The 21,974-nt window shown below is 77.4% G+C and carries 20 protein-coding genes; 11 read left to right on the forward strand and 9 right to left on the reverse strand.

What is annotated here, in order from left to right; genetic code table 11:
* Positions 1-107: 107 nt before the first annotated feature.
* Positions 108-980, reverse strand: coding sequence for an alpha/beta hydrolase (locus tag ACRYM0_RS14830; protein ID WP_432506345.1), 873 nt, complete (start codon positions 978-980; stop codon positions 108-110).
* 118 nt (positions 981-1,098) lie between these two features.
* Between ACRYM0_RS14830 and ACRYM0_RS14835 the strand changes: the two genes are divergently transcribed.
* The 7 genes from ACRYM0_RS14835 (at position 1,099) to ACRYM0_RS14865 (ending at position 6,517) form a co-directional block, all read left to right on the forward strand.
* On the forward strand, positions 1,099-1,674 hold the full coding sequence (locus ACRYM0_RS14835) for a MauE/DoxX family redox-associated membrane protein (RefSeq protein WP_432506347.1): 576 nt from the start codon (positions 1,099-1,101) through the stop codon (positions 1,672-1,674).
* Positions 1,671-2,477, forward strand: coding sequence for a TlpA family protein disulfide reductase (locus ACRYM0_RS14840; protein ID WP_432506349.1), 807 nt, complete (start codon positions 1,671-1,673; stop codon positions 2,475-2,477). The genes ACRYM0_RS14835 and ACRYM0_RS14840 overlap by 4 nt, the downstream gene beginning before the upstream one ends.
* Before the next feature lie 102 nt (positions 2,478-2,579).
* Entirely contained in the window at positions 2,580-3,188 is a 609-nt protein-coding gene (locus tag ACRYM0_RS14845; RefSeq protein WP_432506351.1) for an urease accessory protein UreH domain-containing protein, read from the forward strand.
* 14 nt (positions 3,189-3,202) lie between these two features.
* Positions 3,203-3,670: a hypothetical protein gene (locus tag ACRYM0_RS14850; protein WP_432506353.1), complete on the forward strand. Its 468-nt coding sequence runs from the start codon at positions 3,203-3,205 to the stop codon at positions 3,668-3,670.
* Positions 3,667-4,965, forward strand: a complete 1,299-nt coding sequence (locus ACRYM0_RS14855; RefSeq protein WP_432506354.1) for an LGFP repeat-containing protein — start codon at positions 3,667-3,669, stop codon at positions 4,963-4,965. The genes ACRYM0_RS14850 and ACRYM0_RS14855 overlap by 4 nt, the downstream gene beginning before the upstream one ends.
* 87 nt (positions 4,966-5,052) lie before the next feature.
* On the forward strand, positions 5,053-5,367 hold the full coding sequence (locus ACRYM0_RS14860) for a hypothetical protein (protein WP_432506356.1): 315 nt from the start codon (positions 5,053-5,055) through the stop codon (positions 5,365-5,367).
* Between the two features lie 88 nt (positions 5,368-5,455).
* Positions 5,456-6,517 (forward strand): PLP-dependent cysteine synthase family protein, encoded by a 1,062-nt coding sequence (locus tag ACRYM0_RS14865; RefSeq protein ID WP_432506358.1) that lies wholly within the window; start codon positions 5,456-5,458, stop codon positions 6,515-6,517.
* Here the strand turns inward: ACRYM0_RS14865 and ACRYM0_RS14870 are convergent.
* Complete coding sequence (locus ACRYM0_RS14870; protein WP_432506360.1) at positions 6,433-7,515, reverse strand: helix-turn-helix domain-containing protein; 1,083 nt, start codon at positions 7,513-7,515, stop codon at positions 6,433-6,435. The genes ACRYM0_RS14865 and ACRYM0_RS14870 overlap by 85 nt on opposite strands.
* An 83-nt stretch (positions 7,516-7,598) precedes the next feature.
* Here ACRYM0_RS14870 and ACRYM0_RS14875 point away from each other — a divergent pair, with 83 nt between their 5' ends.
* A complete protein-coding gene (locus ACRYM0_RS14875) occupies positions 7,599-8,333 on the forward strand; it encodes a sialidase family protein (RefSeq protein ID WP_432506362.1) in 735 nt (244 codons plus the stop codon).
* Between the two features lie 22 nt (positions 8,334-8,355).
* Here the strand turns inward: ACRYM0_RS14875 and ACRYM0_RS14880 are convergent, their stop codons facing one another.
* Positions 8,356-9,978 carry a methyl-accepting chemotaxis protein gene (locus tag ACRYM0_RS14880; protein ID WP_432506364.1) on the reverse strand — a complete coding sequence of 541 codons (1,623 nt, stop codon included), beginning with the start codon at positions 9,976-9,978 and terminating at the stop codon, positions 8,356-8,358.
* A 116-nt stretch (positions 9,979-10,094) separates the two neighbouring features.
* The gene (locus ACRYM0_RS14885) at positions 10,095-12,029 is read right to left on the reverse strand and encodes a VanW family protein (RefSeq protein ID WP_432506365.1); all 1,935 of its coding nucleotides are present in this window, start codon (positions 12,027-12,029) and stop codon (positions 10,095-10,097) included.
* Between the two features lie 172 nt (positions 12,030-12,201).
* On the opposite strand from ACRYM0_RS14885, the gene ACRYM0_RS14890 reads away from it, so the two are divergent.
* The 3 genes from ACRYM0_RS14890 to ACRYM0_RS14900 are packed head-to-tail and all read left to right on the forward strand — an operon-like array spanning position 12,202 to position 15,817.
* On the forward strand, positions 12,202-12,891 hold the full coding sequence (locus tag ACRYM0_RS14890) for a TetR/AcrR family transcriptional regulator (RefSeq protein WP_432506367.1): 690 nt from the start codon (positions 12,202-12,204) through the stop codon (positions 12,889-12,891).
* On the forward strand, positions 12,888-13,622 hold the full coding sequence (locus ACRYM0_RS14895; protein ID WP_432506369.1) for an ATP-binding cassette domain-containing protein: 735 nt from the start codon (positions 12,888-12,890) through the stop codon (positions 13,620-13,622). Before ACRYM0_RS14890 ends, ACRYM0_RS14895 begins: the two co-directional genes overlap by 4 nt.
* Positions 13,619-15,817, forward strand: coding sequence for a YhgE/Pip domain-containing protein (locus ACRYM0_RS14900; RefSeq protein ID WP_432506371.1), 2,199 nt, complete (start codon positions 13,619-13,621; stop codon positions 15,815-15,817). The genes ACRYM0_RS14895 and ACRYM0_RS14900 overlap by 4 nt, the downstream gene beginning before the upstream one ends.
* Positions 15,818-15,853: 36 nt before the next feature.
* Here the strand turns inward: ACRYM0_RS14900 and ACRYM0_RS14905 are convergent, their stop codons facing one another.
* The 5 genes from ACRYM0_RS14905 to ACRYM0_RS14925 form a co-directional block, all read right to left on the reverse strand.
* Positions 15,854-16,513 (reverse strand): hypothetical protein, encoded by a 660-nt coding sequence (locus ACRYM0_RS14905; RefSeq protein ID WP_432506373.1) that lies wholly within the window; start codon positions 16,511-16,513, stop codon positions 15,854-15,856.
* A 177-nt stretch (positions 16,514-16,690) separates the two neighbouring features.
* Complete coding sequence (locus tag ACRYM0_RS14910) at positions 16,691-17,203, reverse strand: CAP domain-containing protein (RefSeq protein ID WP_432506375.1); 513 nt, start codon at positions 17,201-17,203, stop codon at positions 16,691-16,693.
* 74 nt (positions 17,204-17,277) lie between these two features.
* The gene (locus ACRYM0_RS14915; protein WP_432506377.1) at positions 17,278-19,575 is read right to left on the reverse strand and encodes a diguanylate cyclase domain-containing protein; all 2,298 of its coding nucleotides are present in this window, start codon (positions 19,573-19,575) and stop codon (positions 17,278-17,280) included.
* Positions 19,576-19,683: 108 nt separating this feature from the next.
* Positions 19,684-20,691 (reverse strand): sugar phosphate isomerase/epimerase family protein, encoded by a 1,008-nt coding sequence (locus tag ACRYM0_RS14920; RefSeq protein WP_432506379.1) that lies wholly within the window; start codon positions 20,689-20,691, stop codon positions 19,684-19,686.
* Positions 20,692-20,701: 10 nt separating this feature from the next.
* Entirely contained in the window at positions 20,702-21,835 is a 1,134-nt protein-coding gene (locus ACRYM0_RS14925; protein ID WP_432506381.1) for a Gfo/Idh/MocA family protein, read from the reverse strand.
* Positions 21,836-21,974 lie beyond the last annotated feature (139 nt).

The raw sequence follows: 21,974 nt of genomic DNA on the forward strand, positions 1-21,974 counted from the left end.
CTCCTCGACGAGCTCGCGCGCCGCGCAGAGCAGGGCCTCGCGGTTGCGGGAGGCGACCGCCCGCACCGGGGCGGGGGTGGGGCCGGGTGGGGTGGGGTGGGGTGGGGTCAGGCGGGGCCGGTGAGGTCGGGGGCCGCGCGCAGCCAGGCGTCGACGCGGCGCAGGCTCGCGCCGGAGCCCGGCTCCTGCGGGCGGTTCAGGTGGCCGTGCCGGGTGCCCGGTTCCACCACGCAGGTCACCGCCGTCCCCGCCGCCACCAGGCGCGCGGCGAACTCCTCCGCGGAGCCGCGCAGCCCGTCCACCTCGCTGACCAGCACCAGCGCCGGCGGGAAGCCCTCCAGCGGCGCCGTGCCGGGCGTCACCGCGGCGGGGGCGCCGTCCGGGTCGCCGCCGACGTAGCCGGCGTACATCTCCCGCACGGCGGGCGCCTCCCAGCGCTGCTCCCCCGGCGGCAGGGTGGCGAGCGCGCGCACGGCCGCGGGCGAGGCGGCCGGCGGGACCGCGTGCAGCGTCGGGTACGCCAGCACCACCCCGGCGGGCGCCTCCTCCCCCGCCTCCAGCAGCCGCAGCACCGCGCCCGCGGCGAGGTTGCCCCCGGCGCTGGCGCCGCCGAGGAAGGTGCGCGCGGCGTCCACGCCCGCGGCGGCGGCCAGCTCGCGGCCCCAGCGCCACGCGGCCAGCACGTCGTCGGAGGGCACCGGCCACCGGGTGCCGTCGCCGACCAGCCGGTAGCCGACGGTCACGACGAGGTGCCCGGCGCGCTGCAGGGCCCGGGCCACGGCGTCCGACTCGGGCATGTCGAGGTCGCCGCGCGCGAAGGCGCCGCCGTGCGCCCACACCAGCGCTCGGACGGGCGTCCCCTCGGGCACGTGCACGCGCACGTCCACCGGCCCGTGCGGGCCGGGCGCGGTGCGGTCGGTCACCGAACCCGGTGCGCCGGGCCGGGCGCCGTCCACGAGCTCCTGCGCGGTGTCCTGCACGGTTCCCTCCACACGTCGACGGGCAGTGCGGGGACCGTAGCCGGGTGTGCCCGGGGAATCGGGGGCGGGTTCGCCGAACCGCTTGACCCGGCCCACAGCCGTCACCCAACGTGATTCCGTGGACACGTGGTTGGTGCCGCACCTGGCGGGCACCGTCCTGCTGCTGGTCGCGGGCGCCGCGAAGCTGGGCCGCCCGGACGGGACCGCGCGCGCCCTGCGCACCCAGCACCTGCCGGCCTCCCGCGCGCTCGTGCGCCTGCTCGGCGCTGGCGAGGTCGCGCTGGCCGCCGCCGCGCTCGCGGGGCTCCCGGGCACGGCCTGGGCGGTCGCCGCCGCCTACGCCGCGTTCACCGCCTTCGTCGTGCTGACCCTGGTGCGCGACGCGCCGCTGAGCTCGTGCGGCTGCTTCGGCGAGCCGGACCTGCCGCCCACCCGCACCCACGTCGCCGTGACCGCGGCGCTGGCGGCCGCGAGCGCCGCCACCGCCCCGGGCGGCGGGGCCACCGGCCTGGCGGGCACGGCGGGCTCCGGTGCACCGGCGGCGCTCGTCGCGGCGGGCCTGGTCGCGCTCGTGGCGTGGCTGGCGCTGCTGTCCCTGACCGCGCTCCCCCGCCTGGCGGCCGCGCACCGCCCCGCCGCCACCCCCGCCCCCACCCCCGCCGTCACCCCTGCCGTCACCAGGAGCGCCCCGTGAGCACCGTCCTGACCGCCGTCGTCGTCGCGCTGGCCGTGGCCGTGGCCCTGCTGGGGCTGCTGGTGGCGGGGCTGCTGCGCAGCCACGCGGAGATCCTGCGCTCCCTGCACGCCCTGGGCGCGGGCCGGGAGGACACCGCGCCGCGGGCGGGCGAGCCGGTGGACGTGCCGTTCGGGGTGGGCCCGGGCGTGGTGGGCCCGGCGGGCGTCACCGGCGCCGCGGCGGTGCCCGTCAGCGGGGCGACGCCCGACGGCGACGGCGTGCAGGTGGCGGTGGGTGCGGGCCCGGACACCCTGCTGGCGTTCCTCTCCAGCGGCTGCCTGACCTGCCGGGGCTTCTGGGAGCGCCTGCGCGAGCCGGCGGGCGCGGGGCTGCCGGCGGGCACGCGGCTCGTGGTGGTCACGCAGGGCGCGGAGCGGGAGAGCGCCACCGCGGTGCGGGCGCTGGCCGCCGACGGGGTGGACGTGGTGATGTCCACGACGGCATGGGAGGGCTACGAGGTGCCCGGCTCGCCGTACTTCGTGCTCGTCGACGGCGCCACGGGCCGGGTGTCCGGCGAGGGCAGCGCGACGGCGTGGGAGCAGGTGCAGCGGCTGGTCGCGGAGGCCGCCGGCGACCGCGAGCTCGCCGGCCGCGGCGCCCACGCGCACGGGCACGCGCACGCCGGCGAGGACACCGGTGGCGGTGCGCACCGCGAGGCCCGCGCCGACCGCGAGCTGCTCGCCGCGGGCATCGCGCCCGGCCACCCCAGCCTGGACCTGACCGCCGAGGAGCTCGTCGAGCCCCCGCGGTCGCAGGGCTGAGGGGCGGGGGCGGTGGAGCCGACGGCGTGGGCGCTGCTGCTGGGGCTGCCGACCGCGGCCGTGGCCGCGCTGCGCTCCACGTGGTCGCCTTGAGGCGAGTCGATGCTCTCGAGCATCACCCCGCTGGGCGAGCGGGGGCGCGCGAGCCGCTGGCCGGTGACGGTGGCGGCCTACCTCACCGGTTCCGCCGCGGGCGGTCTGGCGCTGGGCACCCTGCTGGGGCTGCTGGGTGCGCTGCTGCCGCTGGAGCAGCGGGCGGCGGCGGCCGTGGCGACGGCGCTGCTGGCGGTGTTCGCGGCGGCGTCGGTGGCGGTGGAGATGGGCCGGCTGCCGCAGCTGCCGACGTGGCACCGGCAGGTCGACGAGGACTGGCTGCACCGGTACCGCGGCTGGGTGTACGGGGTGGGGTACGGCGCGCAGCTCGGCGTGGGCGTCGTCACGATCGTCACCTCCCCGGTCCTGTACGCAGCGCTGGCGCTGGCCGTGCTGGGCGGCGAGCCGCTCGCGGGCGCGGCGGTCGGGCTGGTGTTCGGGGCGGTGCGGGCGCTGCCCGTGGTGGCGCTGCGCGGCGTCACGACGCCGCAGCGGCTGGCGCGGGCGCACCGGGGGCTGGAGCGCCGCGCGCCCGCCGCCCGGACCGCGGCGGCCGCCACGTCGGCCGTCGTCTCGCTGGCCGCCGCGGCGCAGGTCGCGGCCCTGGTCACCGGCTGAAGGAGGGGGTCGACGTGCAGGTGCGCGCGCACGGGGTGGGGGTGGACGCCCCGCCCGGGTGGGAGGTGCGGATCACCCGCCGCAGCGGGGAGGAGCACGCGCCGGGCGCGCGGGTGCGGCCGGTGCTGCACGCGGCGACGGTGCCGCTGCCGGCGGTGCGCGGCGACTTCGGCGGCGGGGTGACCGCGTCGCTGGGGGCGGGCGACCTGTTCGTGTCGCTGTTCGAGCACGACCCGGCGGCGTGCTCGACGGCGCTGTTCGCCACCCGCGGGTTGCCGCGGCCGCAGGTGTCGGACTTCGCGCCGGAGCAGCTGCAGCGCACGATCGCGGGGCAGTCGGGGGCTCAGTGGTTCTTCCAGCACGCCGGGCGGGCGTTCTGCCTGTACGTGGTCCTGGGCAGCCACGCGCGGCGGGTGGAGATGCTGCCGCGGCTGCGCGCGGTGCTGGCCTCGCTCGTGGTGGAGGCGGGGGTGGAGTCGTGACGGTGCTCGAGGAGGCGGGTGGGCCCGGGGGATCGCCCGGGCGGCTGGGCGCGCTGGTGGACCGGCTGGCGCTGGCGCTGGCGGCGCGGTCCAGCCGGCGGGGGTTCCTGGCGCGCACGGCGGTGGTGGGCTCGGCCCTGGCGGTGGGGCCGTGGGGGTACCTGACGCGGCCGGGCACGGCGTACGCGGCGGTGTGCGGGCCGGACTCGACCTGCTCGTCGGGGTACACGGTGTTCTGCGCGACGATCGGCGGCGGGGTGAACCGCTGCCCGCCGGGCAGCCTGGTGGGCGGCTGGTGGAAGTCGGACGGGGCGGGGTTCTGCTGCGGCGGCGCCCGGTACTACGTGGACTGCCACAGCTACTGCTCGTGCGGGTGCGGCGGGCGCAGCACGTTCTGCGCCGAGAGCTGCACGTCGTGCTCGTGCGGGTGCGGCCCGGACGGGCAGTGCGACCAGCGCAGGGTGTGCTGCAACCGGTTCCGGTACGGGCAGTGCCACCAGGACGTGCGCTGCACCGGACCGGTGTGGTGCCGGGTGGTCACGTGCACGCCGCCGTGGCGGATCCCGTCGTGGGACTGCTCCACGACGAGCGCCACCGACCAGCGCACCGGCGTGCACGGCGCGCCGGCCCTTCAGGACTGCACGCCGATCGGCAGCCGGTACACCTCTCTGGGCGGGCAGGGGGGCCTGCTGGGCGAGCCGCTCACGCCGGAGACGCCCGTGCCGGGCGGCGGTGGCCGCTACCAGCACTTCGAGGGCGGCTCGCTGTACTGGTCGCCGGCCACGGGGGCGTTCGAGGTGCACGGCGCGGTCCGCGAGGCGTGGGCCCGCAGTGGGTGGGAGGCCGGGCCGCTGGGCTTCCCCGTCACGGACGAGCTGACCGCTCCGGACGGGCTCGGGCGCTTCAACCACTTCGAGCGTGGCTCGGTGCACTGGTCGCCGTCCACGGGGGCGTTCGAGGTGCACGGCGCGATCCGCACCGCGTGGGAGCGCTCGGGCTGGGAGACCGGGCCGCTGGGGTACCCGCTGACCGACGAGCTGACGCCCCCGGACGGGCGCGGGCGCTTCAACCACTTCGAGGGCGGCTCGGTGTACTGGTCGCCGTCCACCGGCGCGCACGCGGTGCTGGGCGCGGTGCGCGAGGAGTGGGCGGCGCGGGGGTGGGAGGCCGGGCCGCTGGGGCTGCCGGTGTCCGGGGCGCGCGACGACGGGCCGGACCGGCTGCGGCAGGACTTCGAGGGCGGGTACGCGGTGCTTCAGCGGTCCACGGGGGAGGTGGTGGTCACCCTGCGTTGACGTCCGGAGGGGTTCCTCACGCTCCGCAGACAGGGCTGCGCGTCGCGTGGTCGAGAGCACCCGTCACCAGGTCTTACGCTCGTGTTCGTGTTCGACCGGTTGCGGCTGATGAGCGACTACGAGGCACCGACCCCCGTGTGGGCGCCCGCGTCCGTGGGGGCGTTCGTGCTCTCGCCCACCCACCTGGACCACCTGGGCCTGGACGAGACGCTGCGCACGCGCCTGCTGCGCTGGCAGCAGTACTTCGACGACCACCACCCCGCCGACCTGTGCGGCTGGGACTCGCCCGGCTCGTCCCAGCGCTACGCCAGCGAGGGCGAGCAGCTGCGCGAGGAGCTGGAGCGGGCCCTGCCGGGCCTGCGCGTCGAGCTGGACCTGTGGCCCGTCCCCGCCGACGACTGACCCCACCCCTCCCGCACCCCTACCCTCGGTGATCAAGGAAGTTGCCACTTCCTTGATCACCGAGAGCGGGGGGCACCAGGTGGACGGGGTGAGCGGGGACGGGGCCCGGGCGTGGGTGCACCGGGCGGTGCGCCTGGTGGAGGCCGACGCCAACCGCAGCGCCGACACGCACCTGCGGGTGCTGCCGCTGCCGCCGGCGTGGGGCGTGCAGCTGTACCTCAAGGACGAGTCCACGCACCCCACCGGCTCGCTCAAGCACCGCCTGGCACGCTCGCTGTTCCTGTTCGGCCTGGCCAACGGCGACATCGGCCCGGGCACCACGCTCGTGGAGGCCTCCAGCGGTTCCACCGCGGTGTCCGAGGCGTACTTCGCGCGCATGCTCGGCCTGGAGTTCGTGGCCGTCGTCCCGCGCACCACCGCGGTCGCCAAGCTGGAGCTGATCCGCCGCCACGGCGGGCGCCTGCACCTGGTGGACCGGCCCGGCGAGGTGTACGCCGTCGCCGAGGGGTTCGGCGCCCGGGACGGCTGGCACTACCTGGACCAGTTCGCGATGGCCTCCACCGTCACCGACTGGCGCGGCAACAACAACATCGCCTGCTCGATCTTCGGGCAGATGGCCCTGGAGGAGAACCCCGAACCGGAGTGGATCGTCGTGGGGGCCGGCACCGGCGGCACCAGCGCCACGATCGGGCGGTACTGCCGCCACACCCGGCGGCGCACCCGCCTGGCCGTGGCGGACCCGGAGGGCTCGGCGTTCGCCGAGGCCTGGCGCACCGGCTCGCGCACCGTCACCGCGCCCGGCTCGGCCATCGAGGGGATCGGCCGCCCGCGTGTGGAACCCTCGTTCGTGCCGGGTGTCATCGACCTGGTGGAAACCGTGCCGGACGCGGAGTCGGTGGCCGCGGTGCGGATCCTGCACGAGCGCACCGGGATCCGGGCGGGCGCCTCGACCGGCACGAACCTGGCCCTCGCGCTGCGCCTGGTGGATCGGCTGCGCCGCGAGGGCCGCCCCGGCAGCGTCGTCACCCTCATCTGCGACGACGGCTCCCGCTACGGGGACACGTACTACGACGACGCCTGGGTGGCCGCGCGCGGCTGGGACGTGGCCGCCGCCCGCGAGCGGCTGGAACCGCTGTTCGGCGACGCCTGACCCGGGGCGCCCGGGCAGCGCGGTGCGATCAGCCGCCCTGCGGGCGGGCGTGGCGGAACGCGCGCCGGTGCGCCGCGGCGGGCGGCGAACTGCCGGCGCAGCCCGTCGGCGGTGCCCGTCCCGGTGCGCGCCGCGATCGCCTCCACGCTCAGGTCCGTGCGCTCCAGCAGCTCCTCGGCCAGCCGCAACCGCTCCTCCACGATCCAGCGGTGCGGGGTGGTGCCGGTCACCGCCCGGAACCGCCGCGCGAACGTCCGCGGCGCCGCGAACACCCGACGGGCGAGGTCGTCGACGCTCAGGTCGTCGGCGAGGTGCTCGCGCACCCAGTCCAGCAGGGCAGCGATCTCCCCGGCGCCGTCGGCGGGGCGGGCCGGGACCGGGTGGTCGACGAACTGGGCCTGGCCGCCGGCCCGGTGCGCCGCCGTCACCATGCGCCGGGCCAGCGCGTTCGCGACGGCCGCACCGCGGTCGCGGCGGACGACGTGCAGGCAGGCGTCGATGCCGGCAGCGGCGCCCGCGCTGCTGACGACGGGACCGTCCTCGACGTAGAGGACGTCGCGCTCGACGCGCACCCGCGGGTGGGTCCGGGCCAGCAGGTCGGCGAACTGCCAGTGCGTGGTGGCGCGGCGCCCGTCGAGCAGCCCGGCGCGCGCCGCCGGGAACGCTCCCGAGCAGATCGTCAGCAGGTCCGCACCGCGCTCCACGGCGTCGCGCAGCGCCGCCGGCACGGCGGGCGCCACGGGTGCGTCGAGGGTGGGCCAGGCCGGCACGACCACGAGGTCCGCGCGGGCGAGCGCGTCGAGCCCGTGCGGGACGTGCACGTCGAAACCCGACGTGGACGGCACCGGTCCCGGGCGCGCACCGCACAGCAGGAACTCGTGGACCGGCAGCCCGTCGTCGCCGCGGTCCAGGCCGAACACCTGGGCGGCGACGCCCAGCTCGAAGACCGCCACCCGCTCCCCGGTGAGCGCGGCGACGGTGCGGGCGGGCCGGGTCACGCGGACCAGGGTGGCTGGAACGTCGGCCTGCACGACGGTCCTGCCACTGCCCCCGCGGTGGGCGCGCGCGGCACGCTCGCGGGATGACGACCCCACCGGCTCCCCCCGTCCCCGCTCCCGCCCTCCCGCCGCTGCCGGACCCGGCCCGCTCGACCGTCGCGGTGCCCGCCCCCGCGCGCGGGCCGCAACGCTGGGCCGGCGCACCCTGCGCGGTCCTCGACGACGACGGCAGCGTGCTGCTGGCCCACCGGGAGCGCGCCGACGGCGACACCCTCGTGCTGTCCCGCTCCACGGACGGCGGTGCGACGTTCAGCGAGATCGGCCGCGCGGGCCCGCAGCGGGCCGGGGCGAGCGTGCTGGAGCGCCCGGCGCTGGTGCGGCACCCGGGCGGCTGGCGGGCCCGGGTGTGCTGCCACGACCTCGAGGTGCCCGGCGAGGAGGACCGGATGTCCACGGCGTTCCTGACGAGCCGGGACGGCTGGGAGTGGACGTGGCGCGGCACCGCGCTGCGGGGCCGGCCGGGGCGGTGGGACGCCCGCGGGGCCCGGGTGACGACCGTGCTGCCCGGCGGCGCCCTCGCCTACGACGGCCGGGCGTCGAAGGAGGAGAACTGGTTCGAGCGCACCGGCGTGGCACGTCCCGCACCGGGCGGCGGGTGGGTGGCGGACCCCGCCGTGCCCGTCGTCGACGTGCGCTACCTGGAGCACCTGGTGCTGCCGGACGGCAGCGGGCGGTGGTTCTTCGAGTCGCGCACCCCGGAGGGGGACCACGAGCTGCGCACTCAGCCGGCCGCCCGCGCAGCGCGGGAGGCCGGCTGATCCGGCGCGGGCGGGCTCGCCGTCAGAAGCGGAAGCCCCCGACCGCCCCCTGCAGCTCCCCGGCGAGCCGCTCGAGGTCGCCGGAGGCGCGCTGGGCCTGCGCCGCGCCGTCGGTGGTGGCGCCGGCGCTCGCGGCGATCGCGGCGATGTTGCGCGCGATCTCGATCGAGGCGCTCGCCGCCTCGGTCACGTTGCCGTTCATCTCGTTCGTCGTGGCGGTCTGCTCCTCCACGGCGGAGGCGATCGTGGTCTGGAAGTCGCTGATCCGGGCGATGACGTCACGGATCTCGGCGATCGCGGAGACGGCGTGGCCGGTGTCGGACTGGATCGCGTCCACGCGGTGGGTGATGTCCTCGGTGGCCCGCGCGGTCTGCTGCGCCAGTTCCTTGACCTCACCGGCCACCACGGCGAAACCCTTGCCCATCTCGCCGGCGCGCGCGGCCTCGATGGTGGCGTTCAGCGCCAGCAGGTTCGTCTGCTCGGCGATGGCGGTGATGACCTTGACGACGTCGCCGATCTCGCGGGAACTGGCGCCCAGCCTGCTGACGGTGTCGTCGGCGGTGCCGGCCATCACGACCGCCTGACCGGCGACCCTGGCGGCCTCGGCGGCGCTGACGGAGATCTCCCGGATGGAGGCGCCCATCTGCTCGCTGCCCGCGGCGAGGGTCTCCACGGTGCGGGAGACGCCCTCGGCGGCCGCGGAGACGACCCCGGCCTGCGCGGAGGCCTCCCGAGCGCCGTGCGCGAGGCTCGAGCTGGTGCCGGACAGCTCGGTGCTGGTCCCACCCAGGGCGGTGGACGTGCCGGCGATGGTGTGCACGACGCGGCGCAGGCTGGAGGTGGCGCGCTGCAGGCTCTGCCCCATGCGGCCGATCTCGTCGTCGCTGGTCAGGTCGGCGGTACGGGTCAGGTCACCGTCGGCGACGGCGTCCAGGACGCCGGAGACCGCGCGCAGCGAGCGGGTGATGCCGCGCACGACGACGGCGGCCAGCACGGCGGAGGCGGCGAGGCCGCCGACCAGCACGCCCAGGACGAGCAGGAGGCCCGAGCTGACGCGGTCGGCGGCGGCCTCGGTGCGGGCCTTCGCGCGCGCCTCCTCCGCCTCGCCGGCGGCCTCGACGGCGTCGGCGCCGCGGGTGACGACCGGCAGGACGACCTCGCGGTAGGTGACGGCGGCGCCGGCGACGTCACCGCCGTCGGCCTGCGGGGCCAGCTGCTCCTCGAAGAGCTGCACCATCTCCTGGTAGGCGCCGGTGAACACCTCGACCTGCTCGGGGTCGGCGGCGCGCGCGGAGTAGGCCTCCAGCCCCGCCTCCAGGTCGCCGACCTTCTCGTCGAGCTGCTCGCGCAGCTCCACGCGGGTGTCCGGCGAGGCCGCCGGGTACTCCACGATGCGGGCGCGGGCGGCCTGGAAACCGCGCTGGACGGCCGCCAGGTCGACCATGGGCTGCACGCTCTGCGAGTACGACGCGGCGGTGGTGTCCCGCAGCTCGACCATGCGCACGGCGGCGAGCCCGCCGACGGCGACGGCGACGACCGCGCTGACGGCGATGCCGGCGCTGATCTTCACCGCGACGGGGCGGTCCGCGGCCCACCGGCGGGGGCCGGTGGGCCGCGGGTCGGCGGGGGTGGTGGGGTTCGGCATCGTCGCGCTCCAGCGTCCGGCGGGACCGCCCGCAGCCCGAGCGCCCTCACCGCCCCATCGGCAGCTCCGGCACCCGGCTGAACACCCTCGGCCGGTTCACCCGCCCGGTTCCCCGCTCAGGGAGCGGGTGCGGCCGGCGCGGTCGCGGTGGCCGTCGGCGCGGGCACCGAGGGCGTGGCGGTCGCGGTCGGGCTGGGCCGCACCGTGGCCGGGTCGGGCCCGCAGACGATGCGGTTCTGCGCGTTGTACCTGGTGGTCCAGCTCTCGCGCTGCTCGGCACCGCCGCCGACGGGCGTCATGACGCGGGTGACGGTGACGTCGAAACCGGTGTTCGACGACTGCGGGGAGCAGTCCGAGCTGGTGTCGTAGATCGTGCGGGGCGTGCGGATGTTGCTGCGGGCGCTCTTGAGCGCCCGCACGTCCCAGCGCTTCGTGCCGTACATCGACACCGTCAGCTGGTTCCCGCTGATGCCGGCGGTGATGTACACGCCGTGGCCGGAGTCGTTGCGGAACCGGTTGTCGATGCTGCGCCAGTCGATCGTCGCCTCGCGGCCCTCGGGGTAGCGGGAGATGTAGAACGAGTGCGGCTTGTGCTCGATCTCGTCCAGGCCGGCGAAGAACACCGCGTTGAACAGCGTGGTGGACAGCTGGGACACACCGCCGCCGTACCCCTCGACCAGGCGGCCGTTGGAGATGACGCCGGCGCGGTTGTAGCCGCGGGCGGGGGTGCGCTCGCCGACGGTGTCGTTCATGGAGAACTCCTCCCCCGGCCGCAGCAGGGTGCCGTCCACGGCGGCCGCGGCGATGCGGATGTTCTCGGTGCGGTCGCGGTCGGAGGTGAGCGTCGTGGTGAACGTGGAGATCTGCTCGACGATCCCCAGCCCCGTCAGCTCCTCGGTGCTCAGCGCGGGCGGGGCGGGCACGAGGGGGACCTCGGCGCGCCGGGACGGCCCCGCGGGGGCCGTGGGCACCGGCTCCGTCGACGCGGTGCCCGAGGGCGACGCGGTGCCCGCGGGCGACGCGGCCGGTGCGGTGAGGGCGGCGGTCACGGCCGCCGCCAGCGCCTCGGGCGCCACGTCGGTGCCCTGCACGGCCGGCACGACGCGCGGCACCGCGTCGCTCACCTCGATGCGGGCGTCCTGCGGAGCGGTCTCGAAGGCGGGGTCGGCGGCCAGGACGGCGGCCTCCAGGGCGGCGCCGTCGGCGACCAGCTCGGCGCTGCCCTCGACGGCCCGCACGGCCAGGGCGGGGGCGAAGGCGGGCGGGGCCAGGACGACCTCGCGCCCGCCGCCGGCGACGACGAGGTCGCCGGCGACGGCGGGGCGGGCGACGGCGTCCACGGCGGTGGCGACGTCCTCGGCGTCCAGGGCGGGGCGCACCACGCGCGCGGCGACCTCGACGGGCTCGGCGGCCGGCCAGGCGGCGGCGACGGCGTCCACGGCGCGCGCGGCGTCGAGGGTGCGGCCGGGCGCGGGCTCGACGGGCACGGGCTCGACGCTCGCGGGGACCCCGTCGGCGCCGGGCCGCACCTCGAAGGTGACGGCGCCCTCGACGGGCGGCTGCTCGACGGCGCCGACCAGGGGCTGCAGCCCGGCGCGCAGCGCGTCGCGGTCGACGTCGGTGACGGGGCGCTCCTCGCCGCCGCCGGCGAGGTGGTGCCACAGCTCGCGGGGGTCCCAGGCGGGGCCGGTGAGGGCGGCGGCGGTGGCGGGCACGTCGACGGCCAGGCCGGTGGGGGCCTCGACGGTGCCGTCGACGTCGCCGGCGGGGCTGGTGACGCGCACGGCGACGGGCTGCGCCTGCACGGCGGCGGCCGGGCCGGCCAGGGCGCGCTCGACGCCGGCGCGGTCCAGGCCGCCGACGTCGGCGCCCAGGACGGTGGTGCCCCGGGGCGCCTGGCCGCCCAGGGCGAGGGCGGCGGTGGCGTAGCCGCCGGCGAGGACGGCCGCACCGGCACCGAGGCCGACCAGGAGGCGGGTACGGCCCCGGGGCCCGCGCCGGCGGTTCCCCGCGGTGTCCTGCTGCGCCGGCCGGTCCTGCCGTTCGTGCACGTCCTCGTCCCCCGCTCACTGCGCACGGCGCACGCCGCGCAACCCCGCGAACACCCTAAGCAGCCCACGGGGGTGGTCCGGTCGCATCGGTGCGACCCGCGCCGATCCGCCGCGCATCGGATGCAGTGCGCATCCGATACGGATCGCATCCACGGCGCGCTACCCTTCCCGCGTGCCGCCCACCCCCGCGTCCCCGCCGGCTCCCCCGCCGCGCACCGGGGGCCCGCGCACCACCCGCCGCCGCGAGCAGACCCGCACCCGGCTGCTGGCCGCCGCCCTGGAGCTGCTCGCCGAGCAGGGCCTGGCCCGCAGCAGCGTGGAGGGCGTCTGCGAGCGCGCCGGCTTCACCCGCGGCGCCTTCTACTCCAACTTCACCAGCATGGACGAGGTCGTCGCCGCCCTCTACGCCCAGCGGGCCGGGCGCGTGCTGGAGCACGTGCGCTCGCACCTGCCCCCCTGCGACGGGGCCGCGGACGGGCCCACCGCCCTGCCGGACCTCGTCGCCCGCGTCCTGGACCTGCTGCCGGTGGACCGGCAGTGGCTCACCGTGCGCGCGGAGTTCTCCGCCCAGGCGCTGCGCAACCCCGCGGCCGCGCGGGTGCTCACCGGCGCGCGCGAGGAGCTGCTGGCGCAGCTGGTCCCGCTGCTGTCCGAGGGGCTGACCCGCACCGGCCGGGTCGGCACCACCGGCGGCGACGAGCTGGCCCGCGCCGTCCTGGCCGCCCACGAGGGCGCCACCGCCCCCGGGGCCGCGGGCGGCGAGGACGGGCGCGCCTTCGAGGTGCGCCTGGTCACCGCCGTGCTGGAGGCGTTCTCCACCCCCCGGGCCGCCGCTGCGCCCCGGGCCGGGGACGTGCGGTGACCGGCCGCCACGTGGAGCTGGCCGTGCGCGCGCGGGACCTGACCCTGCGCAGCGGCGGCCGCGACGTCCTCACCGGCGTGGACGTCGACGTGCCCGTCGGCTCGATGCTCGTGGTGCGCGGCCGCGCCGGCAGCGGCAAGACGTCGCTGCTGCTGACCCTGGCGGGCCGGATGCGCCCCACCTCCGGCACGCTGCGCGTCCTGGGCCACGACCTGCCCGCGCAGGCCAGGGCGGTGCGCCGGCGCGCCGCCCTGGCCGAGGTCCGCGGCGTCAACGACCTCGACGACGCCCTCACCGTCGAGCAGCACGTCGCCGAGCGCCTCGTGCTGCACCAGCCGTGGTGGCGCCCGTGGACCGGGCGCGGCCGGGTCGACGAGCTGCTGGACCGCGTCGAGCGCACCTTCGACGTCCCCGCTGCGCCGGGGGCCGTGCCGGGGGCCGCCGCGCCGGGCCTGCACCGGCGCGAGTTCGTCAGCGACGTGGACCCGCTGGAGCGGATGGCGCTGGGCGTGGTGCTGGCGCTGGTGGGGCGCCCCGACGTGCTCGTCGTCGACGACGTGGACTCCCTGCGCCGCGTGGAGGACCGCCGCCGCGCCTGGGCGGCGCTGACCGCCCTGCGCCGCACCTCCGCCGCACCGCTCACCGTCGTGGCCAGCTGCACCGACGACCCCGACCTGCCCCGCGGTGCCGACGCCGACACCGTCCTCCTCGACCTCCGGGACCCCCGATGAGCCCTGCGCGCCGCAGCCCCCGCTTCTCCCTGCCCGGCCTGGAGCTGGCCCGCTTCCGCCGCGCGGTCATCACCCGCCTGGCGCTGCTCACCGTGGTGGTGGTGCCGCTGCTCTACGGCGGGCTGTACCTGTCCGCCAACCACGACCCGGTCGGGGAGCTGGGGAACCTGCGGGCCGCCGTCGTCGACGCCGACGAGGCGGTGGCCGTGACCGGCGCCGACGGCGCCGAGCGCACCCTGGACGCCGGGGGCGACCTCGTCGAGACGCTCACCGGGCCCGGCGCCGACGCCGGCTTCACCTGGGAGGAGGCCACCGAGGCCGAGGCCGAGCGGGGCCTTCAGGACGGCACCTACGCCGCCGTCCTACGGGTGCCGGAGGACTTCTCCGCCGCGCTGGCCTCCGCCGGCGGCGACGACCCGCGGCAGGCGCGCCTGAGCGTGACCACCGACGACGCCGAGAACTACATCGTCGGGCAGGTCGCGAACACCGTGGCGACCTCGGTGCGCACGCAGGTCGCCACCGGTGCCACGCAGGACCACCTGGAGAACGTGTACGTCGCGTTCACCTCGATCCACGACTCCCTGGGCGAGGCGGCCGACGGTGCCGAGCAGCTCGCCGCGGGTGCCCGCGAGGCCGGCGACGGGGCCGCCCGGCTCGTCGTGGGGCTGGGGGACCTCGGCTCCGGCACGGCCGAGCTCGTCGACGGCACCGGGGCGCTGCGCGCGGGCGCCGACGACCTCGCCGGCGGCACCGCGACCCTGGCCACCGGTGCCGACGGGGCCGCCTCGGGCGCCGCGGCGCTGAGCAGCGGGCTGGAGGAGCTGCGCACCGCCACCGCGGACCTGCCCGCGCAGACCGCCCGGCTGGCCGAGGGGGCGCAGGGCGTCGCCGCGGGCGCCGAGCAGGTCGCCGCAGCCACCGCGCAGGCCGCCGCGGCGGCCGACGGCGTCGGCGAGCTGGGCGCCGCCGCCGAGGAGGCCCTGCCCGCCCTGGACGAGCTGGTGCAGCGGGCCCGGGACCTGGCGGAGGCGAACCCGCAGGACACCGAGCTGGCCGAGGCCGCCCGGCGCCTGGAGGAGCTGCGCGACGCCCTGGCCGGCACCGACCTGGCAGGCGCCGCCCAGCGGGTCGAGGAGCAGGTGGACGCCCTGGCCGCGGGCGCACAGGAGCTGTCCGCGGGGGCCGCGTCCGTGGCCGGCGGCGCCCGCTCCCTGGCCGAGGCCGCCCCCGCCCTGCAGCGGGGCGTGGCCGGCGCCGCCGACGGCGCCGCCGCGCTGGCCGGCGGGACCGGCCAGCTGGCCGAAGGCGCCCGCACCGCCGCCGACGGCGCCGCGGCGCTGGCCGGCGGCGCCGCGCGCGTCGACGAGGGCGCGAGCGCCCTGCTGGGCGGCACCTCGCAGGCGCGCACCGGCGCCGGGGACCTCGCGGCCGGCACCGGGCAGCTGGCCGAGGGTGCCGGGGACCTGGCCGGGCAGCTGGCCGACGGGCAGGCGCAGGCCCCCTCCTACGACGCGGCGGACGCCGCCGAGCGCGCCGGTGTCGTCGCCGACCCGGTCGAGGCGGAGCGGGCCCGCGCCCACGCGGTCGCCCACTACAGCGACGGCCTGGCGCCGCTGTTCGTGCCGATCTCCCTGTGGGTGGGCGGCATGGTCACGTACATGGTGCTGCGGGCGGTGTCGGCGCGGGCGCTGGCCTCCACCGCCGGTTCGCTGCGCACCGCCGTCGCCGGGCTCGTGCCGGGCGTGGTGCTGGGCGTGCTGCAGGCGGTGCTGCTGATGGCGGTGCTGCTGGTCGCGGTGGGCGTCGAGTCCCCCTCGCCGCTGGTGACCGTGGCGTTCACGGTGCTGGTGGCGGTCTCGTTCACCGCGCTGCACCAGGCGGTGGTCGCCCTGCTGGGCGGGGCGGGGCGGCTGGTCGCCCTCGTGCTGCTGGTGCTGCAGCTGACCTCGGCGGGCGGCACCTACCCGGTCGAGACGTCACCGGCGTTCTTCCGCGCCGTCCACCCGTACCTGCCGATGACGTACGCCACGGACGGCCTGCGCCACCTGATCGGCGCCGGCCCCGTCGGTGCGGTGCTGCTGGACGCCGCGGTGCTGGTGGCCTTCGGCGTGCTGGGTCTGGCGGTGACGGTCCTGGCGTGCCACCGCCGCCGCACCTGGACCGTGGCCGAGCTGCACCCCAGCCTCAGCCTCTGAGGACCCCGCGCTCCGGGGGCGGGACGGCGGGGGCGGTCAGGACGGCGGGAGCAGCTGCTCGGGGAAGCAGGCGTTGACGCGCTCTCGCGCGGGGACGGCGGCGAAGACGCTGTCGCACCAGGTGCGCACGTCGTCGGCGTCGGCGAACGGGCCGGTGGCGAACGTCGTCCAGTACGGGTTGCCGCGCGCGTCGACGGTGCCGGGGGCGAAGTCGGTGCTGGCCAGCACGAAGACGTCGCCACCGGCGGTGCGGGAGGCGATCCGGCGGGTCTGCTCGAGGATGTCGGTGGCGTAGAAGGTGCTGCTGCCGTTGGCGGCGGTCTGCACGGGGTCGGTGGTGCCCACGCTCTTGGCGGCCAGCTGCGCCACCCACTGCCCCTGGGGCGGGTGCTCGGCCAGGCCCTGCGCGCGCAGCTCCTCCAGCGTCGCCAGGGCCCGCTCGTCCGCCTCGGCGCGCGCGCCCGCGAGGCCGGCGCCGGAACCGGCCGGTGCGGTGGTGGGGGCTGCGGGGGTGCTCGGCGCGGCGACGCCCACGACGTCCGCGCCGAGGGCCGGCTGCCCGGCACCGCCCAGGGTGCGCAGCGCCAGCAGCGCCACGAGGACCACCAGCACCACGCCCAGCACGGCGCAGAGCCCCTGCAGGGCGCGGGTGGTGGGCTGCGCGGCGGCGTGGTCCTGCCACGGTGCTCCCGACACGGCCCGTCCTCCCCGGCTGCTGCGCTCGATGCGCCTCCGGTCCGACGCACCTCGTCGGCGGCCGGTTCCCCGGTCGCTCACCCGCCCGTGCAGGATGCCGCGCCCGGCGGCGGGGCGCGCGCTGGGACGTGTCGCGCGCCCCGGCGCCGGGCGCGGGGAGGAACGGGTGGGGGTGGCTCAGTAGCCGGCGAGGACCTGCGTCCAGTAGGGGCCCGCCGGGCCGGCGGCCTCGGCGACGCCGACCAGGGTCAGCCGGCAGTCGAGGATGTTCGCGCGGTGCCCGGGGCTGGCCAGCCAGGCGTCGACGACGGAGGCGGCGTCGTAGCCGTACGCGACGTTCTCGGCGGTGCGGCGGGGCAGCACGCCGTGGGCGGCCAGGCGGGTGCGGGGGGTGCTCCCGTCGGCGCCGACGTGGCTCATGCGGCCGACGCCGGCCATCTCGGCGCTGTGCGCGGCGGCGGTGTCGGTCATGGCCTCGGCCACGTCCAGCGGGGCGCACCCGGCGGCGGCGCGGGCGGCGTTGGTGCGGTCCAGGACCAGCTGCACGCCCGGGTCGAGGGGCGCAGGGGCGGTGGGCAGCAGCTCGTGCGCGGAGGCGGGGGCGGCGCTGCAGAGGGCCGCGGCGGCCAGGGCGGCCGCGGTGAGGGTGGCGGACAGGGCGGTGCGCTGGCGGCGGGGGGACGTCGTCATGACCTCGACCCAACCAGGTCACAGGATCTCCACGAGACGCCTGTGACCCAGGCCACAGGTGCTGCACGGCGATGTCACCGGCCGTGCACGCGACCGCCGTCCACCGCGGGCGCCGGTCCACCCGCGCGCCCCCGCGCACGGCCGTGCACGCGCACCCGGCCCTTGCCGGCGCGCTTGGCCCCGTACATGGCCGTGTCCGCCTCGTGCAGCAGCGCACGCACCGTCGACGCCCCGTCGCCGGTGCTCACGCCGATGCTCGCGCCCACCACGGCGTCCAGGCTCGCGCCCGTCGTGCGCAGCCGGACCGGCGAGCGCAGCCGGTCCAGGAAGCGCTCCCCGACGGCGACGAGGTCCGCCTCCCGCACCGGCCCGGGGCACAGCACCGCGAACTCGTCCCCGCCCAGGCGCGCGACCGTGTCGCCCGGGCGCACGCAGCCGCTCAGCAGCTGCGCGACCCGGCGCAGCAGCGCGTCACCGGCCTCGTGACCGGCGGTGTCGTTGACGGCCTTGAACCCGTCGAGGTCCAGGTAGAGCACGCCGACGCACCCGCCGTCGCGGGCCGCGCGGGTGACCGCCCCCTCCAGGCGCTCCTCCAGCAGCGTCCGGTTCGGCAGGCCGGTCAGGGCGTCGTGCAGCGCCTGGTGGGTCAGGCGCTCCTCGGCCGCGAGCTGGGCGGTGATGTCGGTGGCCAGGGTGGTGTAGCCCGTGACGCGACCGCCGTCCGTCATGGCGGCGCTCGTCACGCTGACCGGCACCAGGCCGCCGTCGCGGTGCCGGTAGCGGGTGCGGAAGGTCATCGGTCGCCCGCCGACGTCGCCCGTGAAGAAGTCCGCGGGTCCGCGCACCCCCAGCTGGTCGGCGACCTCCTGCAGCCCGGCCGGGTCGTGCAGGTACAGCACGGGGCGGCCCAGCACCTCCCGTTCCGACCAGCCGAGCATGCGCTCGGCGCCCTCGTTGAACACGGTGATGGTGCCGTGCGGGTCGCAGGCCACGATCGCGTGCTCGGTCGCGGCGTCCAGGACGCTCTCGAACAGGTCGTGGGCGCGGGCCACCTCGTCGGCCGCCGCGCGCACCTCGGTCACGTCGTGCAGGGCCGCGACGGCCCCGCCGCTCCACGGCGCCCCCGGCGCCACGGCCAGCGGCCGGGCGCTCACGCTGACCGTGCGACCGGCCGGGTGGGCCGGCGTCACCAGGCGCCCCTCCACGGCGTCGACGTCGTGCCCGCGCAGGGCCCGCACGATCGGCAGGTCCTCGTGGGCGAACCGCGTGCCGTCGCACCTGAAGAAGCCGTGCTCGGAGCCGGGGCCGGCCATCCCGGGCACGTCCAGGGCGCCGAACAGGCCGTCGGCCGCCGCGTTGCGCAGCAGCAGGTTCCCGCGCGCGTCCACGACCGCCACCGCGTCGCTGCTGGAGGAGAACACCGCCGTCAGCAGGTCGGCCTGCTCCTGCGCCCGCCGCGCGCTGCGCTCCCCGTCGGCCCGGGACAGGGCCAGGGCCAGCGTGGTGAGCGCCAGCACGCCGAGGAACGCCTCGGCGAGGACGACCTCCACGTCGAGGGGCAGCTCGCGCCACGGGTGGTGCTCGGCGCGGACGGCCACGACGACCCCGGTGGCGAGCAGGACGAGGTGGGCCGTCACCGCACGCAGGGACTCGCGCAGCGCGGCCCACACCGCCACGGGCAGCAGCGCGAACGATGCCGCCAGGTCCGGCAGCACCCAGAACGTCAGCGCGTAGGTCAGCGCGAAGGCCGCCAGGACGCCGCAGCGCTCGGGCGTCGAGGCGTGCCGGCGCTCGCCGGCGGGGCCGCCGCCGGCCTGCAGGACCGCGGCCACCACGACGAAGGCGCTGACGGAGCCGTGCAGCAGCCACTGCGGAGCGGTCGCCGCGGTCAGGGGTCCGGCGACCGCCGAGGCCGCCAGTGCGAGGGGGACGGAGGCCGCCGCCCCGGGGCCGGTGCCCGCGGCGAGGACCAGCAGGTCCCGGGCGGTGCGCAGCTCCAGCCCCGCGGGGCGCAGCAGCCGGTACGCCCACGCGCTGGCCAGGCCCTGGAGGGCGATGGCGAGCGCCCGCAGCAGGGAGGCCAGCGGCGCCGGCTCGGTGGCGTGCAGCACGAGCGCCGCGACGACGACGAGCGTGCAGCCGTCGAGCGCGCGCCGGCGCGGGCCGGGCGAGCCGGCCAGCCAGAGCACGGCGACGGCGGGCACCGGGGAGAGCACCGGCACGGTGCTGCTGAACTTGGCGGCGGAGCCGACGAGGACGGCGAGCGCCGTCAGGGCGGTGAAGAGCGCCCACCGCAGCCACGGGCGGCGTGCGAGGACGGCGGGTTCACCGACCGGCGTGACGAGGCGGTCCGTGCGGCGCAGGGTGACCACCTCCCGACGGTGCCACCGTGCCCGGTGCGCCGCTGTTCGGCGCACCGGGTCGGGGATCGGCCGGCGGGTGGGCCGCCTTGAACGGGCGGCACCCGATCGGGTGCCGGATCAGCCCTTGGAGCTGAACGCGGCGTCGAACGCCGCGGCCGGCGGCTGGATGAGCTCACCGAGGCGGCGCACGAACGCCAGCGCGTCGGGCGCGCCGCGCAGGCGGTCCACCCCGGCGTCCTCCCACTCCACGCTCGTGGGGCCCTGGTAGCCGATCTGGTTGAGCTGGCGGAAGATCGCCTCCCACGGCACGTCGCCGTGCCCGACGGAGACGAAGTCCCAGCCGCGCCGGGAGTCCGCCCACGGCAGGTGCGAGCCCAGGCGGCCGGCGCGCCCGTCGAGCTGCTTCTTGGAGTCCTTGCAGTGCACGTGGTAGATCCGGTCGGCGAAGTCGCGCAGGAACCCGACCGTGTCCAGGTCCTGCCACACGAAGTGGCTGGGGTCGAAGTTCAGCCCGAACGCCTCGCGGTGCCCGATGGCCTCCAGCGCGCGCTTCGTCGTCCAGTAGTCGTAGGCGATCTCGGACGGGTGCACCTCGTGGGCGAACCGCACCCCCACCTCGTCGAAGACGTCGAGGATGGGGTTCCAGCGGTCGGCGAAGTCCTGGTAGCCGCGCTCCACCATCGCGTCGGGGGTGGGCGGGAACATCGCCACCGTGTGCCAGATGGAGGAACCGGTGAAGCCGGTGACGGTCTTCACGCCGAGCTTGGCGGCGGTGCGCGCGGTGTCCTTGACGTACTCCGCGGCGCGCTGCCGCACGCCCTCGGGGTCGCCGTCGCCCCACACCTGCTCGGACACGATGTCCTTGTGGCGCTCGTCGATGAGGTCGCACACGGCCTGGCCGGTCAGGTGGCACGAGATCGTCCACACCCCCAGGCCGTACCTCTCCAGGACCGCCTTCTTCTCGGCGACGTAGTCGTCGTCGCGCGCACCGCGGGCGGAGTCCAGGTGGTCGCCCCAGGTGGCGATCTCCAGGCCGTCGAACCCCCACTCGGAGGCGAGCCGGCACACCTCCTCGAAGGGCAGGTCGGCCCACTGGCCGGTGAACAGGGTCACGGGGCGTGGCATCGTCGGCTCCTCAGATCTCGGTGTAGGCGGAGGCGTTCTCGGCGCTGCGCTGCACGGCTTCGAGCACCTTCTGCACCTGCAGGCCGTCGGCGAAGGACGGCGACGGGTCGCGCTCGTCGGCGATCGCGCCCAGGAACTCCTGCAGCTCGTGCACGAACGGGTGGTCGTAGCCCAGGCCGTGCCCGGCCGGCCACCAGTTCGACACGCCCGGGTGCTCCGGCTCGGTCGCCAGGATCCGCCGGAAGCCGTTCTCGGCGTCGGGCAGGTCGCCGTCGAAGAACCACAGCTCGTTCATCGACTCGAAGTCGAACGCGACCGACCCGCGCGAGCCGTTGACCTCGATGCGCATGCCGTTCTTGCGGCCCAGCGCCATGCGGGTCGCCTCGAACGTCATCAGCGCACCGCCGTCGCCGCGGCCGAAGAACACCGCCGCATCGTCCACGGTGACCTCGCCGCGCTCGGCGGACGCCTGCGCGCCCAGGCCGGTGTTCTGCCCGGTGCGGGCCGCCTCCAGCGGGCGGGTCTTGACGAACGTCTCCAGGGTGCCGTTGACGCCCACCAGCTTCTGGCCGGTGATGAACTGCGCGGCGTCGACGATGTGCGAGCCGATGTCGCCCAGCGCGCCGGCGCCGGAGCGGTCCTTCTGCAGGCGCCACGTCAGCGGGAACTCGGGGTCGACGATCCAGTCCTGCAGGTACAGCGCGCGCACCTGGCGGACCTCGCCGAGACGCCCGGCCGCGACCAGCTGCTGCGCCAGCCCGATGGCGGGGACCTTGCGGTAGTTGAAGGCCACCATGCTGCGCACGCCGCGCGCCGAGGCCGCCTCGGCGGCCGCGGTCATCCGCTCGGCCTCCTCGACGGTCTTCGCCAGCGGCTTCTCGCAGATGACGTGCTTGCCCGCCTCCAGGGCGGCGATGGCGATCTCGGCGTGGCTGTCGCCGGGGGTGAGCACGTCGATCACGTGGACGTCGTCGCGCTCGAGCAGGGCGCGCCAGTCGTCCACGCCCTCCTCCCAGCCGAACTGGCGGGCCGCGGCGGTGGCGCGGCCGGCGTCGCGGCCGGCCAGCGCCACGCGGCGGGTGCGGAAGCGGGGCTCGCCGACGTGGTCGACGCTGCGCCACGCGTGGGAGTGGACGGCACCCATGAAGGAGTGGCCGACGACGGCCACGCCCAGCTGGGGCGGTTCGTTCGTTCCGGGCACTGAAGGACCTCCTCGTCGTCGCGGCGATCGTACTGATCCGGTTCAGCTCCCGGAACACCCCACCCCTCCCCCGCCCCCGCTC

The sequence above is a fragment of the Kineococcus arenarius subsp. arenarius genome (genome assembly GCF_050871845.1).
Classification (GTDB): Bacteria; Actinomycetota; Actinomycetes; order Actinomycetales; family Kineococcaceae; genus Kineococcus.

Bases quoted from the DNA above. Each gene is read 5' to 3' on its own strand.
- ACRYM0_RS14845 (WP_432506351.1), top strand. From the start codon at position 2,580: ATGCTCTCGAGCATCACCCCGCTGGGCGAGCGGGGGCGCGCGAGCCGC.
- ACRYM0_RS14875 (WP_432506362.1), top strand. From the start codon at position 7,599: ATGACGACCCCACCGGCTCCCCCCGTCCCCGCTCCCGCCCTCCCGCCG.
- ACRYM0_RS14880 (WP_432506364.1), bottom strand. From the start codon at position 9,978: ATGCCGAACCCCACCACCCCCGCCGACCCGCGGCCCACCGGCCCCCGC.
- ACRYM0_RS14900 (WP_432506371.1), top strand. From the start codon at position 13,619: ATGAGCCCTGCGCGCCGCAGCCCCCGCTTCTCCCTGCCCGGCCTGGAG.
- ACRYM0_RS14910 (WP_432506375.1), bottom strand. From the start codon at position 17,203: ATGACGACGTCCCCCCGCCGCCAGCGCACCGCCCTGTCCGCCACCCTC.
- ACRYM0_RS14920 (WP_432506379.1), bottom strand. From the start codon at position 20,691: ATGCCACGCCCCGTGACCCTGTTCACCGGCCAGTGGGCCGACCTGCCC.
- ACRYM0_RS14925 (WP_432506381.1), bottom strand. From the start codon at position 21,835: ATGGGTGCCGTCCACTCCCACGCGTGGCGCAGCGTCGACCACGTCGGC.